The 22854-nt window shown below is 62.2% G+C and carries 25 protein-coding genes; 11 read left to right on the forward strand and 14 right to left on the reverse strand.

What is annotated here, in order from left to right:
• Nucleotide 1: 1 nt before the first annotated feature.
• The 3 genes from purU to BLS60_RS12790 all read left to right on the forward strand — a co-directional run bounded on the left by purU (nucleotide 2) and on the right by BLS60_RS12790 (nucleotide 2816).
• Complete coding sequence (gene purU, locus BLS60_RS12780; protein WP_092368616.1) at nucleotides 2–859, forward strand: formyltetrahydrofolate deformylase; 858 nt, start codon at nucleotides 2–4, stop codon at nucleotides 857–859.
• A 226-nt stretch (nucleotides 860–1085) separates the two neighbouring features.
• Nucleotides 1086–2285 (forward strand): formaldehyde dehydrogenase, glutathione-independent, encoded by a 1200-nt coding sequence (gene fdhA / locus BLS60_RS12785; RefSeq protein ID WP_092368619.1) that lies wholly within the window; start codon nucleotides 1086–1088, stop codon nucleotides 2283–2285.
• Between the two features lie 96 nt (nucleotides 2286–2381).
• Entirely contained in the window at nucleotides 2382–2816 is a 435-nt protein-coding gene (locus tag BLS60_RS12790; RefSeq protein ID WP_092368622.1) for a VOC family protein, read from the forward strand.
• A gap of 25 nt (nucleotides 2817–2841) precedes the next feature.
• Here BLS60_RS12790 and BLS60_RS12795 read toward each other — a convergent pair whose 3' ends face one another.
• The 10 genes from BLS60_RS12795 to ubiE all read right to left on the reverse strand — a co-directional run bounded on the left by BLS60_RS12795 (nucleotide 2842) and on the right by ubiE (nucleotide 10140).
• Entirely contained in the window at nucleotides 2842–3735 is an 894-nt protein-coding gene (locus tag BLS60_RS12795; protein WP_092368625.1) for an acyltransferase, read from the reverse strand.
• Nucleotides 3736–4140: 405 nt separating this feature from the next.
• Complete coding sequence (locus BLS60_RS12800; protein ID WP_092368628.1) at nucleotides 4141–4848, reverse strand: 16S rRNA (uracil(1498)-N(3))-methyltransferase; 708 nt, start codon at nucleotides 4846–4848, stop codon at nucleotides 4141–4143.
• On the reverse strand, nucleotides 4845–5639 hold the full coding sequence (tatC, locus tag BLS60_RS12805) for a twin-arginine translocase subunit TatC (RefSeq protein WP_070880966.1): 795 nt from the start codon (nucleotides 5637–5639) through the stop codon (nucleotides 4845–4847). Before tatC ends, BLS60_RS12800 begins: the two co-directional genes overlap by 4 nt.
• Nucleotides 5636–6049, reverse strand: coding sequence for a Sec-independent protein translocase protein TatB (gene tatB, locus BLS60_RS12810; protein WP_070880965.1), 414 nt, complete (start codon nucleotides 6047–6049; stop codon nucleotides 5636–5638). Before tatB ends, tatC begins: the two co-directional genes overlap by 4 nt.
• 9 nt (nucleotides 6050–6058) lie before the next feature.
• Nucleotides 6059–6325 (reverse strand): twin-arginine translocase TatA/TatE family subunit, encoded by a 267-nt coding sequence (locus BLS60_RS12815; RefSeq protein WP_070880964.1) that lies wholly within the window; start codon nucleotides 6323–6325, stop codon nucleotides 6059–6061.
• A gap of 24 nt (nucleotides 6326–6349) precedes the next feature.
• Entirely contained in the window at nucleotides 6350–6691 is a 342-nt protein-coding gene (locus BLS60_RS12820) for a phosphoribosyl-ATP diphosphatase (RefSeq protein ID WP_070880963.1), read from the reverse strand.
• Nucleotides 6684–7085, reverse strand: a complete 402-nt coding sequence (gene hisI, locus BLS60_RS12825; RefSeq protein WP_070880962.1) for a phosphoribosyl-AMP cyclohydrolase — start codon at nucleotides 7083–7085, stop codon at nucleotides 6684–6686. The genes BLS60_RS12820 and hisI overlap by 8 nt, the downstream gene beginning before the upstream one ends.
• 63 nt (nucleotides 7086–7148) lie before the next feature.
• Nucleotides 7149–8756 carry a ubiquinone biosynthesis regulatory protein kinase UbiB gene (ubiB, locus tag BLS60_RS12830; RefSeq protein WP_070880961.1) on the reverse strand — a complete coding sequence of 536 codons (1608 nt, stop codon included), beginning with the start codon at nucleotides 8754–8756 and terminating at the stop codon, nucleotides 7149–7151.
• On the reverse strand, nucleotides 8753–9370 hold the full coding sequence (locus tag BLS60_RS12835) for a ubiquinone biosynthesis accessory factor UbiJ (RefSeq protein ID WP_092368631.1): 618 nt from the start codon (nucleotides 9368–9370) through the stop codon (nucleotides 8753–8755). The genes ubiB and BLS60_RS12835 overlap by 4 nt, the downstream gene beginning before the upstream one ends.
• The gene (ubiE, locus tag BLS60_RS12840; protein ID WP_070880959.1) at nucleotides 9370–10140 is read right to left on the reverse strand and encodes a bifunctional demethylmenaquinone methyltransferase/2-methoxy-6-polyprenyl-1,4-benzoquinol methylase UbiE; all 771 of its coding nucleotides are present in this window, start codon (nucleotides 10138–10140) and stop codon (nucleotides 9370–9372) included. Before ubiE ends, BLS60_RS12835 begins: the two co-directional genes overlap by 1 nt.
• A 300-nt stretch (nucleotides 10141–10440) precedes the next feature.
• On the opposite strand from ubiE, the gene BLS60_RS12845 reads away from it, so the two are divergent.
• Nucleotides 10441–10719 carry a polyhydroxyalkanoic acid system family protein gene (locus BLS60_RS12845; RefSeq protein ID WP_092368634.1) on the forward strand — a complete coding sequence of 93 codons (279 nt, stop codon included), beginning with the start codon at nucleotides 10441–10443 and terminating at the stop codon, nucleotides 10717–10719.
• Nucleotides 10720–10899: 180 nt separating this feature from the next.
• Nucleotides 10900–12444 (forward strand): YdgA family protein, encoded by a 1545-nt coding sequence (locus BLS60_RS12850; protein WP_092368637.1) that lies wholly within the window; start codon nucleotides 10900–10902, stop codon nucleotides 12442–12444.
• A gap of 184 nt (nucleotides 12445–12628) precedes the next feature.
• Here BLS60_RS12850 and BLS60_RS12855 read toward each other — a convergent pair whose 3' ends face one another.
• Nucleotides 12629–13060 (reverse strand): nuclear transport factor 2 family protein, encoded by a 432-nt coding sequence (locus tag BLS60_RS12855; RefSeq protein WP_070880947.1) that lies wholly within the window; start codon nucleotides 13058–13060, stop codon nucleotides 12629–12631.
• Between the two features lie 160 nt (nucleotides 13061–13220).
• Complete coding sequence (locus tag BLS60_RS12860; protein WP_092368639.1) at nucleotides 13221–13682, reverse strand: TIGR02444 family protein; 462 nt, start codon at nucleotides 13680–13682, stop codon at nucleotides 13221–13223.
• Nucleotides 13683–13732: 50 nt separating this feature from the next.
• Between BLS60_RS12860 and BLS60_RS12865 the strand changes: the two genes are divergently transcribed.
• The 4 genes from BLS60_RS12865 to BLS60_RS12880 all read left to right on the forward strand — a co-directional run bounded on the left by BLS60_RS12865 (nucleotide 13733) and on the right by BLS60_RS12880 (nucleotide 17628).
• Complete coding sequence (locus BLS60_RS12865; protein ID WP_070880945.1) at nucleotides 13733–15649, forward strand: ATP-binding cassette domain-containing protein; 1917 nt, start codon at nucleotides 13733–13735, stop codon at nucleotides 15647–15649.
• Between the two features lie 50 nt (nucleotides 15650–15699).
• The gene (locus BLS60_RS12870) at nucleotides 15700–16233 is read left to right on the forward strand and encodes a mechanosensitive ion channel family protein (RefSeq protein ID WP_070881133.1); all 534 of its coding nucleotides are present in this window, start codon (nucleotides 15700–15702) and stop codon (nucleotides 16231–16233) included.
• A 179-nt stretch (nucleotides 16234–16412) separates the two neighbouring features.
• Nucleotides 16413–17042, forward strand: coding sequence for a homoserine/homoserine lactone efflux protein (gene rhtB, locus BLS60_RS12875; RefSeq protein WP_070880944.1), 630 nt, complete (start codon nucleotides 16413–16415; stop codon nucleotides 17040–17042).
• A 133-nt stretch (nucleotides 17043–17175) separates the two neighbouring features.
• Nucleotides 17176–17628, forward strand: coding sequence for a YaiI/YqxD family protein (locus tag BLS60_RS12880; RefSeq protein ID WP_092368935.1), 453 nt, complete (start codon nucleotides 17176–17178; stop codon nucleotides 17626–17628).
• A 130-nt stretch (nucleotides 17629–17758) separates the two neighbouring features.
• Here BLS60_RS12880 and elbB read toward each other — a convergent pair whose 3' ends face one another.
• A complete protein-coding gene (gene elbB / locus BLS60_RS12885) occupies nucleotides 17759–18418 on the reverse strand; it encodes an isoprenoid biosynthesis glyoxalase ElbB (RefSeq protein WP_070880942.1) in 660 nt (219 codons plus the stop codon).
• 147 nt (nucleotides 18419–18565) lie between these two features.
• Nucleotides 18566–19117 (reverse strand): DedA family protein, encoded by a 552-nt coding sequence (locus BLS60_RS12890; RefSeq protein ID WP_070880941.1) that lies wholly within the window; start codon nucleotides 19115–19117, stop codon nucleotides 18566–18568.
• Between the two features lie 268 nt (nucleotides 19118–19385).
• On the opposite strand from BLS60_RS12890, the gene hemB reads away from it, so the two are divergent.
• Nucleotides 19386–20399 (forward strand): porphobilinogen synthase, encoded by a 1014-nt coding sequence (hemB, locus tag BLS60_RS12895; protein ID WP_070880940.1) that lies wholly within the window; start codon nucleotides 19386–19388, stop codon nucleotides 20397–20399.
• Between the two features lie 17 nt (nucleotides 20400–20416).
• Complete coding sequence (gene ppk1 / locus BLS60_RS12900; protein ID WP_092368642.1) at nucleotides 20417–22630, forward strand: polyphosphate kinase 1; 2214 nt, start codon at nucleotides 20417–20419, stop codon at nucleotides 22628–22630.
• Nucleotides 22631–22854: the final 224 nt, after the last annotated feature.

Genomic DNA, 22854 nt, shown 5'->3' on the forward strand with positions numbered 1-22854 from the left:
CATGAGTCGCACCCCGGATACCTGGATTCTCACTGCCCACTGTCCCAGCCTGCTGGGCACCGTGGACGTGGTGACGCGCTACCTGTTCGAGCAGGGCTGCTATGTCACCGAGCACCATAGTTTCGATGATCGCCTGGCCAGTCGTTTCTTCATCCGCGTGGAATTCCGCGCCCCGGATGGCTTCGACGAGGCGACCTTTCTGCAGGGCCTCGGCACGCATACGGCGCCATTCGACATGCACATCGAATTGATGGCTCCCGGCTACCGCGCCAAGGTAGTGATCATGGTATCCAAGGCCGATCACTGCCTTAACGACCTGCTATACCGCCAGCGTACCGGCCAGTTGCCGATGGACATTACCGCCATCGTCTCCAACCACCCGGACCTCAAGCCGCTGGCTGAGTGGCACGGCATTCCCTACCACCATTTTCCTCTCGACCCCAACGACAAGCCGGCGCAGGAGCGCAGGGTGATGAAGGTGGTCGAGGACACCGGCGCCGAACTGGTGGTGCTTGCCCGTTACATGCAGGTGTTGTCCGCTGACCTGTGCCGCAAGCTCGATGGTCGGGCGATCAATATTCACCACTCGCTGCTGCCCGGTTTCAAAGGCGCCAAGCCTTACCACCAGGCCTATCAGAAGGGTGTGAAGCTGGTCGGCGCCACCGCGCACTTCATCAACAATGACCTGGACGAGGGCCCGATCATCACCCAGGGGGTAGAAAGCGTCGATCATGCGCATTATCCCGAGGATCTGGTGGCCAAAGGCCGCGATATTGAATGCTTGACCCTGGCCCGAGCCGTCAGTTATTTCCTCGAACGACGGGTATTTCTCAACGCCAACCGCACCGTGGTGCTTTGACTGCGGATCTGCCGCACACAGAACGGCCACTGTCGGTTTTGTGCCCACGGCGACGACGCTCGCTGGCTAGTCTGCCTACACCTGGCGACGGTTCTGCGCCGGCACTTCACTCGGTATCCGTCCTGCCCTGATCGGCGGCTGCCGACACAGACGCTTCAATGCTCCGCTACAAGGCTCGCGCGACTCGCTGTCGCGTCTTTGTATCCACAAGAAGAAGGAGATTCATATGTCTGGTAATCGTGGCGTCGTCTATCTCGGCGCCGGTAAGGTCGAAGTGCAAAAAATCGACTACCCGAAAATGCAGGACCCGCGCGGCAAGAAGATCGAGCATGGCGTCATCCTCAAGGTGGTCTCCACCAATATTTGTGGCTCCGATCAGCACATGGTGCGCGGTCGTACCACGGCTCAGGTTGGCTTGGTGCTCGGCCATGAGATCACTGGCGAAGTGATCGAAAAGGGCAGCGATGTCGAGAATCTGAAGATTGGCGATCTGGTTTCTGTGCCCTTCAACGTCGCCTGTGGCCGCTGCCGCTCCTGCAAGGAGCAACACACCGGCGTCTGCCTGACCGTCAACCCGGCGCGTGCCGGCGGCGCTTACGGCTATGTCGACATGGGTGATTGGGTGGGCGGGCAGGCCGAATACGTGTTGGTGCCGTACGCCGACTTCAACCTGCTGAAGCTGCCGGATCGCGACAAGGCGATGGAGAAAATCCGCGACCTGACCTGCCTGTCGGACATTCTGCCCACCGGCTATCACGGCGCCGTGACTGCAGGCGTTGGTCCTGGCAGTTCGGTGTACATCGCGGGTGCCGGTCCTGTTGGTCTGGCAGCCGCCGCATCTGCGCGCTTGCTGGGTGCGGCGGTGGTGATTGTCGGTGACGTCAACCCGGTTCGCCTGGCCCACGCCAAGGCCCAGGGCTTCGAAATTGCCGACCTGTCCACCGACACGCCCTTGCACGAGCAGATCGCTGCCCTGCTGGGTGAACCGGAAGTGGACTGCGCCGTCGACGCAGTGGGTTTCGAAGCCCGTGGCCACGGTCATGCCGGCGTGCAGCACGAAGCCCCGGCCACCGTACTCAACTCGCTGATGGGCGTAGTACGAGTCGCCGGCAAAATCGGTATTCCGGGCCTCTACGTCACCGAAGACCCGGGCGCCGTTGACCAGGCGGCGAAGATCGGCGCGCTGAGCATTCGCTTTGGTTTGGGCTGGGCGAAATCCCACAGCTTCCACACCGGTCAGACGCCGACCATGAAGTACAACCGCCAGCTTATGCAGGCCATCATGTGGGACCGTATCAACATCGCCGAAGTGGTCGGCGTGCAGGTCATCAGCCTGGACGACGCGCCGCGCGGTTATGGCGAGTTCGATGCTGGCGTGCCGAAGAAATTCGTCATCGACCCGCACAAGATGTTCAGCGCAGCCTGAGTAAACAAGCGGAGCCTGAGGGCTCCGCTTTCACATCCAGCCGCTGCATGGGCAACGCTTGCTATCCTGTAAGGCCAACCCTGCAAGGTGCGCATGATGAGCCTCGACCGACGTATTTCGCTGATCACCCTGGGCGTTGCCGATGTGCAGGCCAGCGCTGCATTCTACGAACGGCTGGGGTGGACGCGGTCCTCCGCATCCCAGGCGCAGATCGTTTTCATCAAGCTCAAAGGCATCGCGCTGGGCCTTTTCTCTCGCGACGAACTGGCCAGGGATGCCCAATTGCCTGAAGCCGGGCCCGCCGGTTTCTCCGGCATCACCCTCGCCCATAACCTGCAGAGCCCGGAAGCGGTCGATGCCGCCATGGCGCTCGCCATCGCAGCGGGTGGTCGCCAGGTCAAAGCGCCGGAAAAGGTGTTCTGGGGCGGGTATTCCGGCTACTTCGCCGACCCGGATGGCCATCTCTGGGAGCTGGCGCATAACCCCTTTGCGCCGTTGGATGAGTCAGGCCATATGGTCTTGCCGGACTGATCCATCCGACCTGGTCGCGGCAGGTTCAGCCATTGGCTTCCTGCTTCAGCCGTGCGATCAACGCATCCTTTTCTTCCCACAAACCGCTGACCCATTCCTGCACGTACAGGCGAAATTCCGCGTCGTTCTGGTAATCGCCCTGCCATAGCGCAGGGTCGAGCGGTCGTGTACGGATATCCATAATCACCCGCGGCACCTGGCCGCTGATCAGCTTCCAGAAGCCGGGCGGTGTCTGCTCCGCGTAGACGATGGTGACGTCGAGAATCGCGTCCAGCTGTTCACCCAGCGCGGCCAGCACGAAGGCCACGCCACCAGCCTTCGGCTTGAGCAGATGCTGGTAAGGCGAGCCTTGCTGCGCCTGTTTGGCGGGAGTGAAACGCGTGCCTTCCAGATAATTGACCACGGTGACCGGCAGCTCGCGAAACTTCTCGCAGGCGCGCCGGGTGATGTCCAGATCCTGGCCTTTGAGGTGCGGGTATTTTTCCAGCTTGGCTTGGCTGTAGCGCCGCATGAATGGGTAATCCAACGCCCAGAACGCCAAGCCGAGAAACGGCACCCAGATCAGCTGCTGCTTGAGGAAGAACTTGAAATACGGCGTCTTGCGATTGAACGCCTGCACCAGCGCCGGAATGTCGACCCACGATTGGTGATTGCTGATCACCAGATACGAGGTGTCCTGACGCAACTCACCGCCGCCGCGAATATCCCACTGGGTCGGCGTCAGCGCCGCAAAGATGCGCTTGCAGTTTTCCGCCCAGAACTCGGCAACCCACATCACCTGGCGTGAGCAGGCGGCCTTCAATGACTTACCCGGCAGCACGAATTTGCCGATAGCGATCAGCAACATCGGGCCGATCAGGATCAGCGTGTTGAGCAACAGCAAGAGGATAACGGTGATGCCGGTGAGCAGGCGGCGCATGGCAGCTCCTTGTGGGCGCGAGGCACTCATCATAAGCAGACCGCGTGCTGGCGCCAAATCGGTGCGCTGAGCAAGGTGTTAGGCGGCCACTCAACTGATCGTTCCTCACGCTCTGCGTAGGAATGCCTCGGAGTCTGCGTCCTCTTTTGCATGCCGTGCGCAGGCGGAGCAAGCGCAGAGCGCATTGGCCTGAGCTACCACGCTGGAGCGTGGGAGCCATCGTAAGGTTTCAAGCGCCTGAGCAGGGCTTCAGTACCGCTGATCGGTAGCCTGGGTCGAGCACAGCGACACCCGGGAGGTCCACTGATCTAAGGTTGATCGGGGCGCGTAGCAGGCGCCTTTTTTCATCCACTACCGCGAAGCCGGGGCTGGCAGGGCGATAAAGCACCGGCTACACGCCGAGGATCAGAATAGCCGCGCAAGCAGGGCGGTGACCGCCGTTTCAACTCGCAGAATGCGCTCGCCGAGCTGCACCGGCGGCAGGCCGGCCTCGGCCAGCTTGTCCACTTCGTAGGGGATCCAGCCACCTTCCGGGCCGATGGCCAGGGTTACCGACTGCGCGACCGCCCGCGGGCATGCCGGATAGTCGCCAGGGTGGCCCGTCAGGCCGAGCGTCCCGGCGGCCAGCTGGGGCAGGCGATCCTCCACGAAAGGCTTGAAACGCTTCTCGATGATCACCTCTGGCAGCAGCGTGTCGCGCGCCTGCTCCAGGCCGAGGATCAGCTGCTCGCGAATCGCCGCTGGCTCGAGAAAGGGCGTCTGCCAGAAGCTCTTTTCCACCCGGTAACTGTTGAGCAGGATCACCCGCGGCACGCCCATGGCGGCGACGCCTTGCAGCACCCGCTTGAGCATCTTCGGCCTTGGCAGCGCAAGCAGCAGGGTGATCGGCAGCTTGGCCGGTGGCGGCTGGTCGAAGCTGACCTGCAGCTCGGCGCTGTTGGCGTCCAGGTGCAGCAGCTGGCCGTGGCCCATGTCACCGCCGACGCGGCCGACCCGCAAGCTGTCACCGCTCTCGGCGCGGTGTACCTCATTGAGGTGAGTCAGGCGTCGACCATCGAGGCGCACGCGATCGGCGGCGATAAAGTCGCCGTCTTCAAGTAGCAGCAGGTTCATGCTTGCGTGCTGGGCGGCTGATCGGCCGGTGTTTCCTCTTCCTCGTCGTCCGGGTCACCGCGGCGCGTGCGGACCAGAGTCCCGGCGAGGATGCCCAGCTCGAACAACAGCCACATCGGCACGGCCAGCAACGTCTGCGAGAAGATGTCCGGTGGGGTCAGGATCATGCCGACCACGAAGCAGCCGATGATCACGTAGGGGCGGATCTTGCGCAGGTACGCCACGTCGACGATACCGATCCAGATCAGCAGCACTACGGCCACCGGCACTTCGAACGCGAAGCCGAAGGCGAAGAACAGCGTCATGATGAAGTCGAGATAACTGGCAATGTCGGTCATCATCGACACGCCTTCCGGCGTCACGCTGGCGAAGAAGTGAAAGATGATCGGGAAGACCAGGAAGTAGGCGAATGCCACGCCAGCATAGAACAGCACGATGCTGGAGATCAGCAGCGGGATGGCGATGCGCTTCTCATGCTTGTACAGCCCCGGCGCGATGAACCCCCAGACCTGATGGAGGATCACCGGCATGGCCAGAAACACCGCGACCAGCATGGTCAGCTTGAACGGGGTGAGGAACGGCGAGGCCACATCGGTGGCGATCATCGTCGCGCCTTCCGGCAGGTACTGGCGCAACGGTGCGGACACCAGGGTGTAGATTTTCTGCGCGAAGTAGAACAGGCCGGCGAAAATCAGAAAGATCGCCGCCACGCAGCGCAGCAGGCGCGTACGCAACTCGGCAAGGTGGGAAACCAGCGGCATTTCCTGGTCGTTGTCGGAGAGTCGACTCATGGCTGCGGCGTCTTGTCCTGGCTGGCGGCGGGCATTGGGGTAGGCGCGCTGACGGGGTCGATGGGCGGCGGTGCTGGAGCGACTGGCGCGGGCTCACCGGCGGTCGCCGTTTGCGGCGTGGGCAGTGGCGTCTCGGCCTGCGGCGCAGGTTTGCTCGGCGGCAGAATGTCGTTCTTCACCGCCTGCATCTCTTTTTCCAGCCCGAGGATGTGCTCGTTATGCAACTGGCGGCGGATTTCGTCAGCACCAATCTCGCGCTCGACCTCGGTCTTGATCGCGTTGAAGCTGCGCTTGATGCGGCCGATCCACAAACCGGCGGTGCGCGCAGCACCGGGCAGACGCTCGGGGCCAAGCACCAACAGCGCGATCAGACCGACTACCAGAAGCTCGGTGAAACTGATACCGAACATGTTCTAGCCTCAGTCTTTACGCAGCGGTTCTTCGACCTTGCTGGCCTGGCCGTCAACGGTGTGCGGCTGGTTCAGCGGCGCCTGTTGCTGGTAGGGCTGTTGCGGCTGTTGCGCTTGTGGCTCGGCCGGCTTGTTTTCGTCTTCGTTCATCGCCTTGCGGAAACCCTTGATGGTTTCACCGACATCGGAGCCGAGGTTCTTGAGCTTCTTGGTACCGAAGACCAGCACCACGACGATAAGAATGACGACCCAGTGTTTCCAATCGAAAATGCCCATATTCGTTGTCCTCGTCAGCGTCTTTTATTGAGTGTCTTGATCCGAACGCGCGGCTTTTTCCGCGTGCCCAGACAGGCCAAAACGGCGATCCAGTTCATCCAGTACCGCTTGTGGATGCTGGTCCAGTGCAGCGAGCATCACTAGGCTGTGGAACCATAGGTCGGCAGTTTCATAGATCAGGTCGCTGCAGTCACCACTGGTGGCGGCGTCCTTGGCGGCAAGAATGGTTTCGACCGATTCCTCGCCAACCTTTTCCAGAATCTTGTTCAAGCCCTTGTGGTACAGGCTGGCCACGTAGGAGCTGTCCGGGGCCGCGCCTTTGCGCGACTCCAGCACCTCAGCCAGGCGCTTGAGGGTATCAGTCATGGCGGTGTTCCGGTGCGTAGATGGCGTGTGGGTCTTTGAGTACCGCGTCAACGGTCTTCCAGGCGCCATTCTCGAATACCCGGTAGAAGCAACTCTCGCGACCCGTGTGGCAGGCGATACCACCCAGTTGTTCGACCTTGAGCACGATCACGTCGGCGTCGCAGTCCAGGCGCAGCTCGTGCAGCTTCTGCACGTGGCCGGATTCTTCGCCCTTGCGCCACAGCTTGCCGCGCGAGCGTGACCAATAGATGGCGCGCCCTTCGCTGGCTGTGAGGGTGAGGGATTCGCGATTCATCCAGGCCATCATCAGGATGCGGCCGGTCTGGTGATCCTGGGCGATGGCCGGCACCAGGCCGTCTTCGTTCCAAGTGACTTCATCTAACCAGTTGTTCATTGCTCTTCCGTATTCGAGGCGCCTGCAGTTCGTTGCAAGTGTGCCAGCCGGTGCGCCGGCTGGCTATCGGCGCAGGATCAGGTACAGACCGCTGGCGGTCATCAGCCAGGCCGGCCAGGCGATGGCGGGTTCGCTCAGGTTGGCAACACCCAGGGCCAGCACCACGCCGCCGCCAATCAGCGCTGCGCCGATCAGCCGCACCGTCCAGCCGTCGCGCTCGCGCCAGGGCGGGGGTGGGTCTTTGGCGTGGGGCTGGGCCATGCGTTCGAGCAGGCTGCGGGTCATGTTGGCCAGGTGCGGCACCTGTTCGACCTGGCTTTGCAGGTTGTGCAGCAGGTTGCGCGGGCTGACGCGTTCACGCATCCAGCGCTCCAGAAACGGCTGGGCGGTGGTCCACAGGTCCAGGTCCGGGTACAGCTGGCGCCCGAGGCCTTCGATGTTGAGCAGAGTCTTTTGCAGCAGCACCAGCTGCGGCTGGACTTCCATGTTGAAGCGGCGCGCAGTTTGGAACAGGCGCATCAGCAGCAGGCCGAAGGAAATGTCCTTGAGCGGGCGCTCGAAGATCGGCTCGCACACGGTGCGTATCGCCGCCTCGAAATCGTTGACCTGGGTTTCCTGCGGCACCCAGCCGGAGTCGATGTGCAGCTGCGCCACTTTGCGGTAGTCACGCTTGAAGAAGGCCACCAGGTTGCGCGCCAGGTAGTCCTGATCCTCGGGGGTCAGGCTGCCGATGATGCCGCAGTCGATGGCGATGTACTGCGGGTTCCACGGCGTGCGCGTGCTGACGAAGATGTTGCCGGGGTGCATGTCGGCGTGGAAGAAACTGTGGGTGAACACCTGGGTGAAGAAAATCTCCACGCCGCGCTCGGCCAGCAGCTTCATGTCGGTGCGCTGATCGGCCAGTGTCGCCAGATCGGTGACCTGGATGCCGTAGATACGCTCCATCACCAGCACCTTGGGGCGGCACCAGTCCCAGTACACCTGGGGCACGTAGAGCAGATCCGAGCCTTCGAAGTTGCGCCGTAGCTGGCTGGCGTTGGCCGCCTCGCGCAGCAGATCGAGTTCGTCGTAGATGGTCTTCTCGTAGTCGCTGACCACGTCGACAGGGTGCAGGCGGCGTGCTTCGTTGGAGGCACGCTCGGCCAGCTTGGCGAGCAGGAACAGCCAGGCCATGTCGGCCTTGATCACCGGCTTGAGGCCTGGGCGCACCACTTTGACCACCACTTCCTCGCCGCTTTTCAGCTGCGCGGCGTGCACTTGGGCGACCGAGGCGGATGCCAGCGGCTTGGTATCGAAGCGCGCAAACGCCTGGCTGACCGGCACGCCGAGCTGCTCTTCGATCAGGGCGATGGATTTGGCTGGATCAAAAGGCGGCACGCGATCCTGCAGATGAGTCAGCTCGTCGGCAATATCCGGCGGCAACAGGTCGCGGCGGGTGGACAGCAACTGGCCGAACTTGATGAAAATTGGCCCCAGCTCTTCCAGTGCCAGGCGCACGCGCTGGCCGCGGTTGAGCGGCGAGGCCTTGCGCGGTATCCAGCGCCACGGCAGCAGGAAGCGTGGTGCACGCAGCCAGAACGGCAGCGGCAGGGCGAACAGCAGGTCATCCAGGCGGTAGCGGATGACCACGTAAAGGATGCGCAACAGGCGACGAACGGCAAGCAGCTTCATGCGATGGGCTTATGGCGTTGGGCGAGGCGCTCGATGCGCGCGTCGAGACGGTCGAGGGAAAGTTTCAGGTCATCCAGTTCGGCAAAACGTGCCTCAGCCTCGCGGCGGCCGACCAGTGCACGGGTTTCCTCACTGAGGTAATCGGCCAGGTTCGAGTGCAGGCTATGCAGATTGCTCTGCGTCCAGCCTGCGCGGCTGCGCAGGTGGCTTGCCAGCAGTGGCGCGGCGATCGGGCCGAGCCAGCGCGACAGCTCGTACTCCCAGTCCAGCTCAAGATCTTGCAGCACGCCGGCGAGCTCCATCAGCAGGCCGCTGTCGCCATCAAGGTCGACCTCGGGCGCGTGCAGCACGGCCTGCTTGTCCTTGGCCACGGCCAGGCGCAGCAGGGCACTGGCGGGTGCACGCAGCGTGCAGTCGACCTGGCCGGCCCACTGACTGGCCAGGCGCAGACCCTCGCCATCCGCCAGGATGAAAAGCGTAAACGCAGGCGACCGCGACTCGACCGCAATCACCCGGCCATTCAGCCGGGCCAGGCGTGGCAGGGCGGTGCTGTCCAGCGCCAATACGCGGTTCAGGCCGCGCTCGACGCCTGCAAGCAGGGCCAGGGTTAGCATCAGGGCTTGATACCGCGGTGCAGGGCGACGATGCCGCCGGTCATATTGTGGTAAGTCACGCGATCGAAACCGGCCACTTCCATCATCGCCTTGAGGGTGTCCTGATCCGGGTGCATGCGGATCGACTCGGCTAGGTAGCGATAGCTCTCGGCGTCGTTGGTGACCAGCTTGCCCACCAGTGGCATGAAATTGAACGAGTAGGTGTCGTAGGCCTTGGACAGCAGGCTGCTTTTCGGCTTGGAGAATTCCAGCACCAGCAGGCGGCCGCCGGGCTTGAGCACGCGCAGCATGGAGGCAATGGCGGCCTCTTTATGGGTGACGTTGCGCAGGCCGAAGGCGATGGTCACGCAGTCGAAATGATTGTCCGGGAAGGGCAGCTTTTCGGCGTCGGCCTGGACGAAAGCAATGTTGCCCGACACGCCGCGGTCGAGCAGGCGGTCGCGGCCAACCTTGAGCATCGAGGCGTTGATATCGGCCAGCACCACTTCACCCGTTTCGCCGACGATGCGCGAGAATTGCCGGGCCAGATCACCGGTTCCACCGGCGATGTCCAGCACGCGGTTACCGCTGCGCACGCCCGACAGCTCGATGGTGAACCGCTTCCACAGGCGATGCATGCCGCCGGACAGCAGATCGTTCATCAGGTCGTACTTGGCGGCTACCGAGTGGAACACTTCGGCGACCTTTTCCGCCTTCCTGCTTTCGGGAATGTCCTGAAAGCCGAAGTGGGTGGTGGGTTCGCTGCCGTCGTTCTTGCGCGGATCGTTCATGTCGCCCTTCCTGAAATCCGAGAGGCCTGGAGCCTGTTTAAAAGCTTGCACTGGAGCCCTGGAAGGCCTGGGTGGCCGCAAAAGCACCATCAAGAAAGCGGAGTGTACCGAGGTAACTGAGCTTTTCGAGGTTGTTCTTGATGCCGCAGGGCCGACGCGCAGCACGGTTTTGACAGGCTCTGATAAGCCGAGTGCCGGCATTCTAAACCTAAAACCGGGGCACAGGCTGCATGCGCGGTAGTGGGCCACGGGGCGCTTCTTGTATATTCGCCCGCCCGCGTTTCAGTCAGGAGAGCCATGATGGCCAGAATTACCGTCGACCGCCCCCACAATCTGGGGATAGAGGCCGCTCGGGGCAAGGCCGAGAAGCTCGCCGAGCGCCTGGCGCGCGAATACGACGTGCGCTACCAGTGGAACGGCGACACCCTGGAATTCAAACGCAGTGGCGCCGACGGGCGGATCGAAGTCAGCGAGGATCGCGTCCACCTGCAACTCAACCTGGGTCTGCTGCTGTCGGTGCTGAGCGGCAAGATCAAAAGTGAGATCGAAGAGGTTTTGGATAAGGAGCTGAATGCGTAAGGCGGCTGCTTTCCTCTAAAACGCGCTCGGGCCAATCGCCTCGAGGTGGGCATCTCCCTTTTGAGGTAGCGATCGCCAGCACAGTGGCTGGCGACGACGACTGCTACCATCGCCATTGCCTTTTTTCGGGTTAGCGCCAGGAAGGCTCACATCCACACATGGACATGCATTGAGCAGACGATGAACAAAATTGCAGGAATAGTGGCGGGCGTTGTGGTGGCTGTTGGTGTGATCAGCACGGCCGGAGCGTGGTACACCGGAACCCAGTTGCCGGGTGTATTGCAGAACGCCGTCGAGGAGGCCAACCGGCAAGGGCAGGATGCGCTGCTGGGCACGGGCTACGCCGGCAAGCTGGAACTGGTTTCGCTGGAGACCCGTCTGTTCACCAGCACGGCGCACTACCGCTTCAGTTTCGACATGCCGGTCGAGGGGGATGCGCCCCGGCACGTGGAGATTTTGTTGGTCGACAACATCGAGCATGGCCCGTTGCCGGTCTCGCGCTTGAAGCGCCTCAACCTGTGGCCGGTAATGGCTGCCAGCAATTACGCCCTGCAAGCCACCGATTTCACCCAGCCATGGTTCGACGCCGCCAAAGGCGCGACGCCGGTGTCCGGCCAGGGTGCTGTGGGTTATGACCTGTCCACCCGCGGTACGCTGGTGTTTGCGCCGCTGGACTTCGCGCCCACGCCAACAGCTACCGTGAAGTTCTCCGGCATGACATTGGATTTCGACGCCAGCAGGCACGCCCGCAACGTGGTGGTCAACGGCAGCATGGACAGCCTGCTGGTTCACCTGGCGAACGATCAGGGAACCCCGATCACGGCCGAGCTGCGTGGCCTGACTGTGGCCAGCGATCAGCACCTGGGCAGCGGCGATTTCTATCTGGGCGACAGCAGCCTCATGCTCGCCACCCTGCAGCTCAACATGGGCGACAAGCCGGCTGTGTTGGCCAAGAACGTGTCGCAGTTCGGCAGCCTCGACGAGGCCGGTGGCTTACTGGGCGGGCGCTTCGGCTATGACGTCGGCATGGTCAGTTATGACGGCAAGGATGTCGCCGGCATGCACATGCTCTGGACGGCGAAGAACTTCGATGCAAGTGCCGTCCAGTCACTGATCGAGCTGTACCGTGACAAGGTGGCCCCGGTTCAGCACGCTCAAGCAGCGAATGAAGAGGCGCCGCAAGTAGCACTCACGGCTGCCGAAGAGCAGCGGCTGAAGACTGATCTCGAGAAGCTGCTCAGCGCCAAGCCGCAGATCGCGCTGGAGAAATACAGCATCAACACCAGCAACGGCGAAGCCTCGCTGAGCCTGCATGTCGACTTGAGCAAGCCCGCGTCGTTCGAGCTTCCGCAACCTGAGTTGGCCAAGCAGATGATCGCGCAACTGGATGCCAAGCTGTCCATCGACAAGGCAGTGATTGGCGACGGTATACGCGCTCAAGCGCAGTTCAACGGGCAAACCGATGCCAAGACCATCGAAGATCAGGCTGCAATGCTCACCGAAATGGGCAGCGGCATGGCCCTGGGCACCGGCCTGTTGACGCTGGAGGGTGATACGCTGAAGTCGTCGCTGCACTACGCCACCGACAAGGTGACGTTCAACGGGCAAGCCATGTCCGTCGAGGAGTTCGCGATGTTCGTCATGTCCAAGGTCAATGGAGTGACAGGGGGCGTCGGGGCTGGCAATCAGCCGGACGGCTCCACGCCTGGCGAGAGTTACCCTTAACGGTAGTATCGGCAGCCAGGGCTTGAGTCAGGGCACGCTGGTAAAGACGGGCGCTGGCACGCAGTAAGCCCGGCAGTTGAACGAAAAAGGCCAGTCATTCGACTGGCCTTTTTGCGGGTGCCTTGCGTGACAACAGGTTGATGCCCAGGCTAATTCGTCGGCCAGGGCTCATCGGCAGCATGTTTTAGAAACGGAATGCCTGACGACCGATCAGCAGCCACTTGCCATCCTGTTTCTGCCAGATCTGGAAGTTCTCGATTTCGGTCGGCACGATGCCTTTTTCTTTGTGGATGGCTTGCGCCGAGAAGTGGTGGCGCACCAAGGCTACGTCGCCTGACAGGGTGATTTTCTGGTCGAGCATCTTCAGCTCTTTGAAGGCGCTCTTGCCGGTCTCGATGTCCGAGATGAAGGCTTTCTTGTCCTGGATGTTGCCGCTGGAGTGGCCGTAGGTGAGGTTGTCGGCGGTCAGCGCTTCGAGTTGCGCGATGTCTTTGTGCAGCATGGCGTGGGTGAGCTTGTCGACGGCAGCGGCGACGTCGGTTTCGTCAGCAGGTGCAGCGGCTACAAAGCCAGAAAACAGGCACAGAAAACCTACCAGCAGTTTCAGCTTCTTCATGTACAAAACCCTTTTTTGTAGTTGTTGGGACTAAGCGGCTGTATGCCGCTGACGGTTATCCGTCGTCGTACAACTTAGCTGATTCTACGGTTATGACAAGCGTTATTGATCGGCCGCGTAAGGTGATGCAGGCCTTGTTTGGCGTGGCTTTTAGCCATTATTAGTGTGCCTTCGACGCGTGCAGATGGTCGCTCGCGTTGCGCGCAGTAATCGTACCTCCGGGTGTCAGTTCTTTTAGCCACGTGCGCGCATTCCCTTCGGTCGAACCGGGCCAGCCTTCGCTAAGCGTTTGCAGCCGGGCCAGTTGTTCGCGCTCGGCGTCCAGCTCCAACTGCTGGAGGCGCTGTCGCAGCGCTGCCAGGGCGGGGTCCGTCTGCGCAGTCTGGCGCCAGGCGCGTCGCAGCGTTCTCAGTGGCTCGACCACAGCCTGCTGCCAAGGCTGGGCGGCTTGTCGTAATTGCCCCTCACGTTCTGGGTTGTGAGCCACCCCTCGGCTATCCAGCCATAAGCCAGCTAGCAGCAGGCAGACATCCGCGCCAGCGTCCTGCAGGGTGAGGCAGGCCGCTTCCACGCCGGGCTTGGCGTACAGCGTAGTGGCGAAACTCCACAGATCAGCAGTCATGGCACCTTCCGAGTATGCGGCAAGGGACTCTGGTAGAATCCGCCGCCATTATGATCCGACTCCTGAACCTTACCTTACAGCGTGGCCCTCAGCGTCTGCTAGAGAACGCCGAGCTGACCCTGCACGCCGGTCATAAAGCCGGCCTGATCGGTGCCAATGGCGCCGGAAAATCTAGCTTGTTCGCGTTACTGCGTGGCGAGTTGACGCCGGATTCCGGTGATTGCTTGCTGCCCGGCGACTGGCGCATCGCGCACATGCGCCAGGAGATCGACACCCTTGAGCGTCAGGCTGTCGATTACGTGCTCGACGGCGACCATTACCTGCGCCGCGTGCAGGCTGAGCTGGCGGCCGCCGAGCTGAGCCACGACGGCACCGCCATCGCCCGGCTGCACAGCGAGCTGGACAGCGCCGATGGCTACACTGCCGATGCCCGCGCGCGCAAACTGCTGGCCGGTCTGGGTTTCGATAATGCGCAGATGGATCGTCGCGTCGGCGACTTCTCCGGCGGCTGGCGGATGCGCCTGAACCTCGCCCAGGCGCTGATGTGCCCGTCTGACCTGCTGCTGCTCGATGAGCCAACCAACCACCTCGATCTGGACGCCATTCTCTGGCTCGAAGGCTGGCTGCAAAGCTATCCCGGCACCTTGCTGCTGATTTCCCATGACCGCGATTTCCTTGATGCGGTGGTCGATCACGTCGCTCATGTCGAGCAGCGCAAACTGACCCTTTACCGCGGCGGCTACTCGGCCTTCGAGCGCACCCGCGCCGAACGCCTGGCTCAGCAGCAGCAGGCGTATGAAAAGCAGCAGGCGCAGCGCGCGCACATGGAAAAGTACATCGCCCGCTTCAAGGCCCAGGCCACCAAGGCCCGCCAGGCGCAGAGCCGCATCAAGGCGCTGGAACGCATGGAGGAGCTGAGCGCGGCGCATGTCGACTCGCCCTTTGATTTCGTGTTTCGCGAGGCGGACAAGATTTCCACGCCGCTGCTCAGCCTCAGCGAAGGGCGCCTGGGTTACGGCGACAAGACCATCCTGCAGCAGGTCAAGCTGAGCCTGGTGCCTGGCGCACGGATCGGTCTGCTTGGCCCCAACGGTGCGGGCAAGTCAACGCTGATCAAGAACCTCTCGGCGGAGCTGCAACCGCTCAGCGGCAGCCTGACCCGTGGCGAGAACCTGGTGATTGGCTATTTCGCCCAGCACCAGCTCGACTCGCTGGACGACAAGGCCAGCCCGCTGCTGCACTTGCAGCGCATTGCACCGGGCGAGCGCGAGCAGACCCTGCGTGACTTCCTCGGTGGCTTCGACTTTCGCGGGCCGCGCTGCGACGAGCCGGTGCTGAATTTTTCCGGTGGCGAGAAGGCGCGCCTGGCCCTGGCGCTGATCGCCTGGGACAAGCCCAACCTGCTGCTGCTCGACGAACCGACCAACCACCTGGATCTGGAAATGCGCCTGGCGCTGACCATGGCGCTGCAGGAGTTTGCCGGGGCCGTGGTGGTGGTGTCTCACGACCGGCACCTGCTCAAGAGCACCACTGACGAGTTTCTGCTGGTGGCGGACGGTCGTGTGGCGCCTTTCGATGGCGACCTTGAAGATTACGCGCGCTGGTTGATCGACTACCGTCAGCGTCAGGCCGCACCCGTGGCCAGCGCCGCGGCGCCAGCTGGCGCGGGCAATGACAAGCGTGGCCAGCGCCAGGCGGCTGCCGCACTGCGTCAGCAACTGGCACCGCACAAGAAGGCCGCCGATAAGCTCGAAGCCGAATTGGGTCAGGTGCAGGGCAAACTCGCTGCCCTCGAAGCGCGTCTGGGCGATAGCGCGATCTACGAGGCCGCGCGCAAGGAAGAACTGCGCCAGGCGCTCGCCGAGCAGGCGGTATTGAAGAGCCGTGAAGCCGAGCTGGAAGAGCAGTGGCTGGAAGCACTGGAGACCCTGGAAACCCTGCAACAGGAACTGGAGGCAATAGGTTGAATTTCGATCTTACCGATCTGGCCTGGCTGACGGCCTGGAGCCAACCGCTGATGCGCACCGGCCAGGTCGTGCTGATCCTGGTTCTTGCCTGGTTGGCGCAGCGCATTCTCACTCGCGGCATCACTCGCCTGGGCCATCGCTACCCGCAGTTGCCGGCAGAATTGCTGGTGCCGCTGCGCGGCCTGACGCGCTGGCTGATCCTCGGCAGCGCTTTCATGCTGGTGCTTGAGCGGCTGGGCGTTTCGGCGCAGGTGCTGTGGGGCGCGTTGACCGGTTTCGTCGCCGTCGCCGCTATCGCGTTCTTCGCCATCTGGAGCGTGTTGTCGAATCTGTTCTGCGCGCTGCTGATCTTCGCACTTGGGCCGTTCCGCATCGGTGACTGCGTCGAGGTGCTGGAAAGCGCCGACAAACCGGGCGTGCGGGGTCGTGTATTGGACATCAACCTGTTCTACACCACTCTCGAAGACCTGACCGGCGACGCGCCCGGTACCTGGATTCAGATTCCCAACAGCCTGTTCTTCCAGAAAGCCGTAAGGCGCTGGCGCAACGGCGATGTACCAGAACCCCGCAAGATCGAATCCTGATAGATAAAGCCGTTTGAAAAGCCGGCGAGGCAGTCAGCGCGAGGGCTAGGCGCCCCCACAAAAACGTGCAAGAAAGCGTAATGTACGAGTCGTACATGAGCGATTTGACTGCGGTTTAGTGCAGCGATGGCCACGCAGGTAGTGTTAACACCTTCAATGAATCGTCTGAGGTCGTCATCATGGCTCTGGAAACCTGGCTCGCTTTCTTCGTGGCCTGCTGGCTGATCAGCCTGTCGCCGGGAGCCGGTGCCATCGCATCGATGTCGGCCGGCCTGCAATACGGCTTTCTGCGCGGCTACTGGAACGCCCTCGGCCTGCAACTGGGCCTAGCGCTGCAGATCGCCATCGTCGCCGCTGGCGTCGGCGCGGTACTGGCGACCTCGGCACTGGCCTTCAGCTTGATCAAATGGTTCGGCGTGGCCTATCTGGTGTACCTGGGCTGGCGCCAGTGGCGGGCACTGCCTGCCGACATGACCGTCAGCGGCGAGCGCCCCATCGGCCGGCCATTGAGCCTGGTGCTACGGGGCTTTCTGGTGAATTTCGGCAACCCCAAGGCGATCGTCTTCATGCTGGCCGTGTTGCCGCAGTTCATCAACCCTCATGCACCGCTGACCGAGCAGTACCTGATCATCGGTGCGACCATGGTGACCGTCGACCTGATCGTCATGGCGGGCTACACCGGCCTTGCAGTGCGGGTATTGCGCCTGCTGCGCACGCCGCGCCAGCAGCGCATCATGAACCGCAGCTTTGGCGCGCTGTTTGTGGGCGCCGCGGCGCTGCTGGCCACCGTGCGTCGCGCGCCGGTCTGAGCGCGCCTCCGACGCCTGTCAGCGGCATGGGCTCGGCATCGGCATGCACAACACTGCTGCGCGTTCTCGCCTGCTGCTTGATAAGGCGCGTAGCTCCGATACGGCTTCCGCCCGCGAAACTACAGGTTTTTATATGCGCGTATGGATAGATGCCGATGCCTGCCCACGGCTGGCGCGGGATCAGGTGGTCAAATTCGCCCTCAAGCGTAATTTCGACGTGGTGTTGGTTGCCGGCCAGGCTGTTGCTCGACCGAGCTTCGCTTGTGTGAAGCTGATCGTGGTGCCGAGCGGCCCAGATGCGGCTGATGATTATCTGGTGGAACATGCCGTGCCAGGCGAGCTGGTGATCTGCAGCGATGTGCCGCTGGCTGATCGTCTCGTGAAGAAAGGTGTGCTGGCGCTGGATCCGCGCGGCAAGGAGTTCGACGAGCGCAACATGGGCGAGCGTCTGGTGGTGCGCAATCTGTTTACCGACCTGCGTGAGCAAGGGCAGGTTGGTGGCGGTCAGGCTGCTTACGGCGACAAGGATCGGCAGGCATTCGCCAATTCCCTGGATCGGTTACTGACCCGCCTTTCACGCGGTTGAACGTCTCGTCTAACCCTAGCCTGGGTTGAGCAGAGCGATACCCAGGCTACGACTGATGGTGGGTCGATGACGCGACCCACCCCATGAACTGAGCTTGTTTAACGCAACAAGGCCGACGCGAAGCTGGTCGTCATTCGTGGGTCAGTTCCAGCACGCGGTCCACCAGCTTGTTGATACCCGACGCCGCCTGAGCGATCGAGTCGGCCAGCATGTACGCCGGCGTGCTCACTAGCTTGTGCTTGGGGTCTTCGACAATATCTTCGACATTGCACTCGACGTGTTCAGCGCCCATTTTGCTGAGCTCAGCAGCCGTGTCGGCGTCATGGCCGATGGTGCAGGTCACGCCGGCGCCGAAGATGTGCGCTGCCAGGGCTGGCGCGATGCAGATCAGCCCGATTGGCTTGGCTGCGCTGACGAATGACTGCGCGGCAGCCAGGACGTCGGGCTGCACGCTGCAGTCACCGCCCTTGCTGGCGAAATCCGAAAGGTTTTTGGCGGCGCCAAAGCCACCCGGCAGGATCAGCGCGTCGAAATTATCGGCGCGCAGTTCGCGCACGTCCTTGATGTTGCCGCGGGCAATGCGCGCCGACTCTACCAATACGTTGCGCGCCGGCTGCATTTCTTCGCCGCTGAGGTGGTTGATCACATGGGCCTGATCGATATTGGGCGCGAAGCACTGCACCTCTGCGCCGCGCTGATCGAGACGCAGCAGGGTGATCACGCTTTCGTGGATCTCCGAGCCGTCATTGACGCCACAACCGGAAAGAATCACTGCGACTTTCTTGTTCATCGACCAACTCCTGAATGAGGTACGAGCCGAGCGCGGTACTGAAGGCCGGCGGTCTCGCTGGGGGATGTCTCTATCGTTTTCGACTGATGGGTCAGCTGATTGTTACAGACTTTTGACTGCGCACAATATCGTCGTCAAGCCCGCGCTTCAGCTGCTGCGCTGCCGACGACGGTACAACCAGATGGTGAGGCCGATAACCAGCAGGCCCCCAAACAGGTACAGCTGTACCTGATGCAGTTCGCCAAGCAAACCTTCCAGCGCGCGGCCAAGTTTGTAGGCCAGGGTGCCGAGCACGATGGCCCAGATGGCCGCGCCGATGGCATCGAGAATCACGTAACGGCGTCGCGGGTAGCCGGACAGGCCGATGGCCAGCGGCATCACCGTGCGCATGCCGTAAAAGAAGCGAAAGCCGAGCACCCAGAGATCCGGATGGCGACGTAGGTAAACCAGTGCTTTGTCGCTGAGCGCCTGCCACTGTGGGCGGCTGTCGAGGATTCGCCGGCCATGGCGGCGGCCAAGGTGGAACCAAAGCTGGTCGCTGGCATAGGTGCCGATGAAGGCAAACAGCATCACCAGTTCAAGTTGCAGAATGCCGCGCAACGCCAGGTAGGCCGCCAGCAACAGCGACATTTCGCCTTCGAGAAAGGTGCCCAGCGCCAACGCCGGGTAACCGAAGTGCTGCAGCAGATTTTCCAGCATGAAAGGTGACCGTAAGGAAGGGGAGTCAAGGCTACGCCGTTCGACAACGTAATACAGCATTTGTCAGAAGACTGTGAAATCGTCAGGACGGCGCTCGATCCCGGTGGTTGAGGGGCTCGGCCCAGGGGTTGCAGATTTTGGCCGGCACGATGTGCCTTATCGCGTGCGACGCGCCGTCGCAGTATTCGTTATCGCCGTCATCATTTAGTCATAATGGCGGCTTATAACTGTCACACTTCGCCCGCTCGAGCGGGCCCAGGAGTCTGCCGTGAGCTTTACCCCCGCTAACCGCCTGTTCCCAGCCACCCGCCTGCGTCGCAACCGTCGCGACGATTTTTCCCGGCGTCTGGTGCGCGAGAACGTGCTGACCACCAACGACCTGATTCTCCCGGTATTCGTACTCGACGGCGAGAATCAGCGCGAAGCGGTGGCGTCCATGCCGGGCGTCGAGCGTCTGTCCATCGACCTGCTGCTGCAGGAAGCGGAAAAGTGGGTCGCGCTTGGCATCCCGGCCCTGGCTCTGTTCCCGGTAACCCCGGCAGAGAAGAAGACCCTCGATGGCTGTGAAGCCTGGAACCCGGACGGGATTGCCCAGCGCGCCACGCGTGCGCTGCGTGCGCGTTTCCCCGAGCTCGGGGTAATCACCGACGTGGCGCTCGACCCGTTCACCACCCATGGCCAGGACGGCATTCTCGACGACGAAGGCTACGTGCAGAACGACATCACCGTCGATGCACTGGTCAAGCAGGCGCTGTCCCACGCCGAAGCGGGCGCCCAGGTGGTCGCGCCTTCGGACATGATGGACGGGCGCATTCAGGCCATTCGCGAGGCGCTGGAGCTGGCCGATCACGTCAACGTGCGGATCATGGCCTATTCTGCCAAGTACGCCAGCGCCTATTACGGCCCGTTCCGCGATGCGGTGGGCTCTTCCCTGAACCTGGGCAAGGCCAACAAAGCGTCCTACCAGATGGACCCGGCCAACAGCGACGAGGCACTGCACGAAGTGGCCGCCGACCTGGCCGAAGGCGCCGATATGGTGATGGTCAAGCCGGGCATGCCGTATCTGGACATCCTCCATCGGGTCAAAAGCGAATTCAAGGTGCCGACCTTTGTCTATCAGGTCAGCGGCGAATACGCGATGCACATGGCTGCCATCCAGAACGGCTGGCTCAGCGAGGCGGTCATCCTCGAATCGCTGACGGCCTGCAAACGAGCCGGTGCCGACGGCATCCTCACCTATTTCGCCGTGCGTGCGGCCGAACTCTTAAAACAGGGGCAGTAGCCCCTCAGGGCAATCGAATGAACAGCGAAGGTCTCAGCGAGAACGATCAGCTCGACGTCCCGGCAGCCAGTCTGCCGGTGGTCGACGAAGCACCGGTGGAAGCCATAGTGGAAGCGCCAGTAGTTGAAGCCACGGCGGTAACCGTGCCCGTGCCCAGCCTGGATGACAGCAGCCTGTACATCCACCGTGAGCTGTCGCAGCTGCAGTTCAACATCCGCGTGCTGGAACAGGCGCTGGACGAGTCCTACCCGCTGCTCGAACGCCTCAAGTTTCTGCTGATCTTCTCCAGCAACCTCGACGAGTTCTTCGAAATTCGCGTTGCCGGGCTGAAAAAGCAGATCAATTTCGCCCGCGAGCAGGCCGGTGCCGATGGCTTGCAGCCGCACCAGGCACTGTCGCGCATTGCCGAGCTGGTGCACGAGCAGGTCGGTCGTCAGTACGCCATCCTCAACGATGTGCTGTTTCCGGCGCTGGCCAAGCACGGCATCAACTTCATTCGCCGCCGCTACTGGACGACCAAGCACAAGGCCTGGGTACGCCGCTATTTCCGCGACGAGATCGCGCCGATCATCACTCCGATCGGCCTCGACCCGACGCACCCGTTCCCGTTGCTGGTCAACAAGAGCCTGAACTTCATCGTCGAGCTGGAAGGCGTCGATGCTTTCGGTCGCGACTCGGGGCTGGCGGTGATTCCGGCGCCACGCCTGCTGCCGCGCATCATCAAGGTGCCGGAAGAGGTCGGCGGCCCAGGTGCCAACTATGTATTCCTGTCGTCGATGATCCACGCGCACGCCGACGATTTGTTCCCCGGCATGAAGGTCAAGGGCTGCTACCAGTTCCGCCTGACCCGTAACGCCGACCTGTCAGTCGACACTGAAGACGTCGAAGACCTGGCGCGCGCCCTGCGTGGTGAATTGTTCAGCCGCCGCTACGGTGATGCGGTGCGCCTGGAAGTGGTCGACAGCTGCCCGAAACACCTCACCGACCAGCTGCTCAAGCAATTCGGCCTGTCGGAGCACGAGCTGTATCAGGTCAATGGGCCGGTCAACCTGACGCGCCTGTTCAGCATTACCGGGCTGGAAAGTCACCAGGAGTTGCAGCACGCGCCGTTTACTCCGGTGATTCCCAAACTGCTGCAAAACAGCGAGAACATCTTCAGCGTGGTGAGCAAGCAGGACATTCTCCTGCTTCACCCTTTCGAGTCCTTCACGCCGGTCGTGGACCTGCTGCGCCAGGCTGCGAAAGACCCGCACGTGCTGGCGATCAAGCAGACCCTGTATCGCTCCGGCGCCAACTCGGAAATCGTCGATGCGCTGGTCGAAGCCGCGCGCAACGGCAAGGAAGTCACCGCGGTGATCGAACTGCGGGCGCGCTTCGACGAGGAATCCAACCTGGCGCTGGCCAGCCGCTTGCAGGCTGCTGGTGCGGTGGTGATCTATGGCGTGGTGGGTTTCAAGACGCACGCCAAGATGATGCTCATTCTGCGCCGCGAGAATGGCGAGATCGTCCGTTATGCGCACCTCGGCACCGGCAACTACCACGCCGGCAACGCCCGCCTGTACACCGACTACAGCCTGCTTACCGCCGACGTGGCGCTGGGTGAGGACGTGTCGAAGATGTTCAGCCAGCTGATCGGCATGGGCAAGACGCTGCGCATGAAGAAACTCCTGCATGCGCCGTTTACCCTGAAGAAGACCTTGCTCGACCTGATCGCCAAGGAAACCCAGCTGGCCAGCGAAGGCAAGCCGGCGCACATCATCGCCAAGTTCAACTCGCTGACCGATGCGAAGATCATTCGTGCGCTGTACAAGGCCAGCCAGACCGGCGTGCGTATCGATCTGGTGGTACGCGGCATGTGCTGCCTGCGCCCGGGCGTGCCTGGCGTGTCGCACAACATTCAGGTGCGTTCGATCATTGGCCGCTTCCTGGAGCACACGCGGGTGTTTTACTTCCTCAACGGCGGCGAAGAGAAGATCTATCTGTCCAGCGCGGACTGGATGGAGCGCAACCTCGACAAGCGCGTGGAGACCTGCTTCCCGGTCGAAGGTAAAAAGCTCATTACTCGCGTCAAGAAAGAGCTCGAAGCCTACCTCACCGACAACACCCATGCCTGGGTGCTGCAACCGGACGGGCGCTACCTGCGCCTGTCGCCGACCGGCAACCAGAACTCGCGCAGCGCGCAGGCCAGCCTGCTGGAAAAACTCAGCGCACCGCTGATCAGCGCGCGCTAAATCGATGACGAAAAGGAAACGGGCCCGATGGGCCCGTTTCTCGTTGTGGATAAATCAACCCGGAGAGCATGTAGACGGCCCATGGCCGGCCGTTTCGGGCGTCGCTATCGTGGGGCGCCGTGTAAGCCTCCAGACAGTTTTCGGTGGCGCGGCCTGGTGGGTTACGGCGCGGCGGGAGTGGTGGTCATCGGGTCGCCGGTAACAGGCGCCTAACCCACCCTACG

This window comes from Phytopseudomonas seleniipraecipitans, from assembly GCF_900102335.1.
Taxonomy (GTDB): domain Bacteria; phylum Pseudomonadota; class Gammaproteobacteria; order Pseudomonadales; family Pseudomonadaceae; genus Aquipseudomonas; species Aquipseudomonas seleniipraecipitans.

Excerpts from the sequence above, each read along its gene's own strand:
- purU (WP_092368616.1), top strand. The coding sequence starts at position 2 with ATGAGTCGCACCCCGGATACCTGGATTCTCACTGCCCACTGTCCCAGC.
- fdhA (WP_092368619.1), top strand. The coding sequence starts at position 1,086 with ATGTCTGGTAATCGTGGCGTCGTCTATCTCGGCGCCGGTAAGGTCGAA.
- BLS60_RS12790 (WP_092368622.1), top strand. The coding sequence starts at position 2,382 with ATGAGCCTCGACCGACGTATTTCGCTGATCACCCTGGGCGTTGCCGAT.
- BLS60_RS12795 (WP_092368625.1), bottom strand. The coding sequence starts at position 3,735 with ATGCGCCGCCTGCTCACCGGCATCACCGTTATCCTCTTGCTGTTGCTC.
- BLS60_RS12800 (WP_092368628.1), bottom strand. The coding sequence starts at position 4,848 with ATGAACCTGCTGCTACTTGAAGACGGCGACTTTATCGCCGCCGATCGC.
- tatC (WP_070880966.1), bottom strand. The coding sequence starts at position 5,639 with ATGAGTCGACTCTCCGACAACGACCAGGAAATGCCGCTGGTTTCCCAC.
- tatB (WP_070880965.1), bottom strand. The coding sequence starts at position 6,049 with ATGTTCGGTATCAGTTTCACCGAGCTTCTGGTAGTCGGTCTGATCGCG.
- BLS60_RS12815 (WP_070880964.1), bottom strand. The coding sequence starts at position 6,325 with ATGGGCATTTTCGATTGGAAACACTGGGTCGTCATTCTTATCGTCGTG.
- BLS60_RS12820 (WP_070880963.1), bottom strand. The coding sequence starts at position 6,691 with ATGACTGATACCCTCAAGCGCCTGGCTGAGGTGCTGGAGTCGCGCAAA.
- hisI (WP_070880962.1), bottom strand. The coding sequence starts at position 7,085 with ATGAACAACTGGTTAGATGAAGTCACTTGGAACGAAGACGGCCTGGTG.
- ubiB (WP_070880961.1), bottom strand. The coding sequence starts at position 8,756 with ATGAAGCTGCTTGCCGTTCGTCGCCTGTTGCGCATCCTTTACGTGGTC.
- BLS60_RS12835 (WP_092368631.1), bottom strand. The coding sequence starts at position 9,370 with ATGCTAACCCTGGCCCTGCTTGCAGGCGTCGAGCGCGGCCTGAACCGC.
- ubiE (WP_070880959.1), bottom strand. The coding sequence starts at position 10,140 with ATGAACGATCCGCGCAAGAACGACGGCAGCGAACCCACCACCCACTTC.
- BLS60_RS12845 (WP_092368634.1), top strand. The coding sequence starts at position 10,441 with ATGGCCAGAATTACCGTCGACCGCCCCCACAATCTGGGGATAGAGGCC.
- BLS60_RS12850 (WP_092368637.1), top strand. The coding sequence starts at position 10,900 with ATGAACAAAATTGCAGGAATAGTGGCGGGCGTTGTGGTGGCTGTTGGT.
- BLS60_RS12855 (WP_070880947.1), bottom strand. The coding sequence starts at position 13,060 with ATGAAGAAGCTGAAACTGCTGGTAGGTTTTCTGTGCCTGTTTTCTGGC.
- BLS60_RS12860 (WP_092368639.1), bottom strand. The coding sequence starts at position 13,682 with ATGACTGCTGATCTGTGGAGTTTCGCCACTACGCTGTACGCCAAGCCC.
- BLS60_RS12865 (WP_070880945.1), top strand. The coding sequence starts at position 13,733 with ATGATCCGACTCCTGAACCTTACCTTACAGCGTGGCCCTCAGCGTCTG.
- BLS60_RS12870 (WP_070881133.1), top strand. The coding sequence starts at position 15,700 with ATGCGCACCGGCCAGGTCGTGCTGATCCTGGTTCTTGCCTGGTTGGCG.
- rhtB (WP_070880944.1), top strand. The coding sequence starts at position 16,413 with ATGGCTCTGGAAACCTGGCTCGCTTTCTTCGTGGCCTGCTGGCTGATC.
- BLS60_RS12880 (WP_092368935.1), top strand. The coding sequence starts at position 17,176 with ATGCGCGTATGGATAGATGCCGATGCCTGCCCACGGCTGGCGCGGGAT.
- elbB (WP_070880942.1), bottom strand. The coding sequence starts at position 18,418 with ATGAACAAGAAAGTCGCAGTGATTCTTTCCGGTTGTGGCGTCAATGAC.
- BLS60_RS12890 (WP_070880941.1), bottom strand. The coding sequence starts at position 19,117 with ATGCTGGAAAATCTGCTGCAGCACTTCGGTTACCCGGCGTTGGCGCTG.
- ppk1 (WP_092368642.1), top strand. The coding sequence starts at position 20,417 with ATGAACAGCGAAGGTCTCAGCGAGAACGATCAGCTCGACGTCCCGGCA.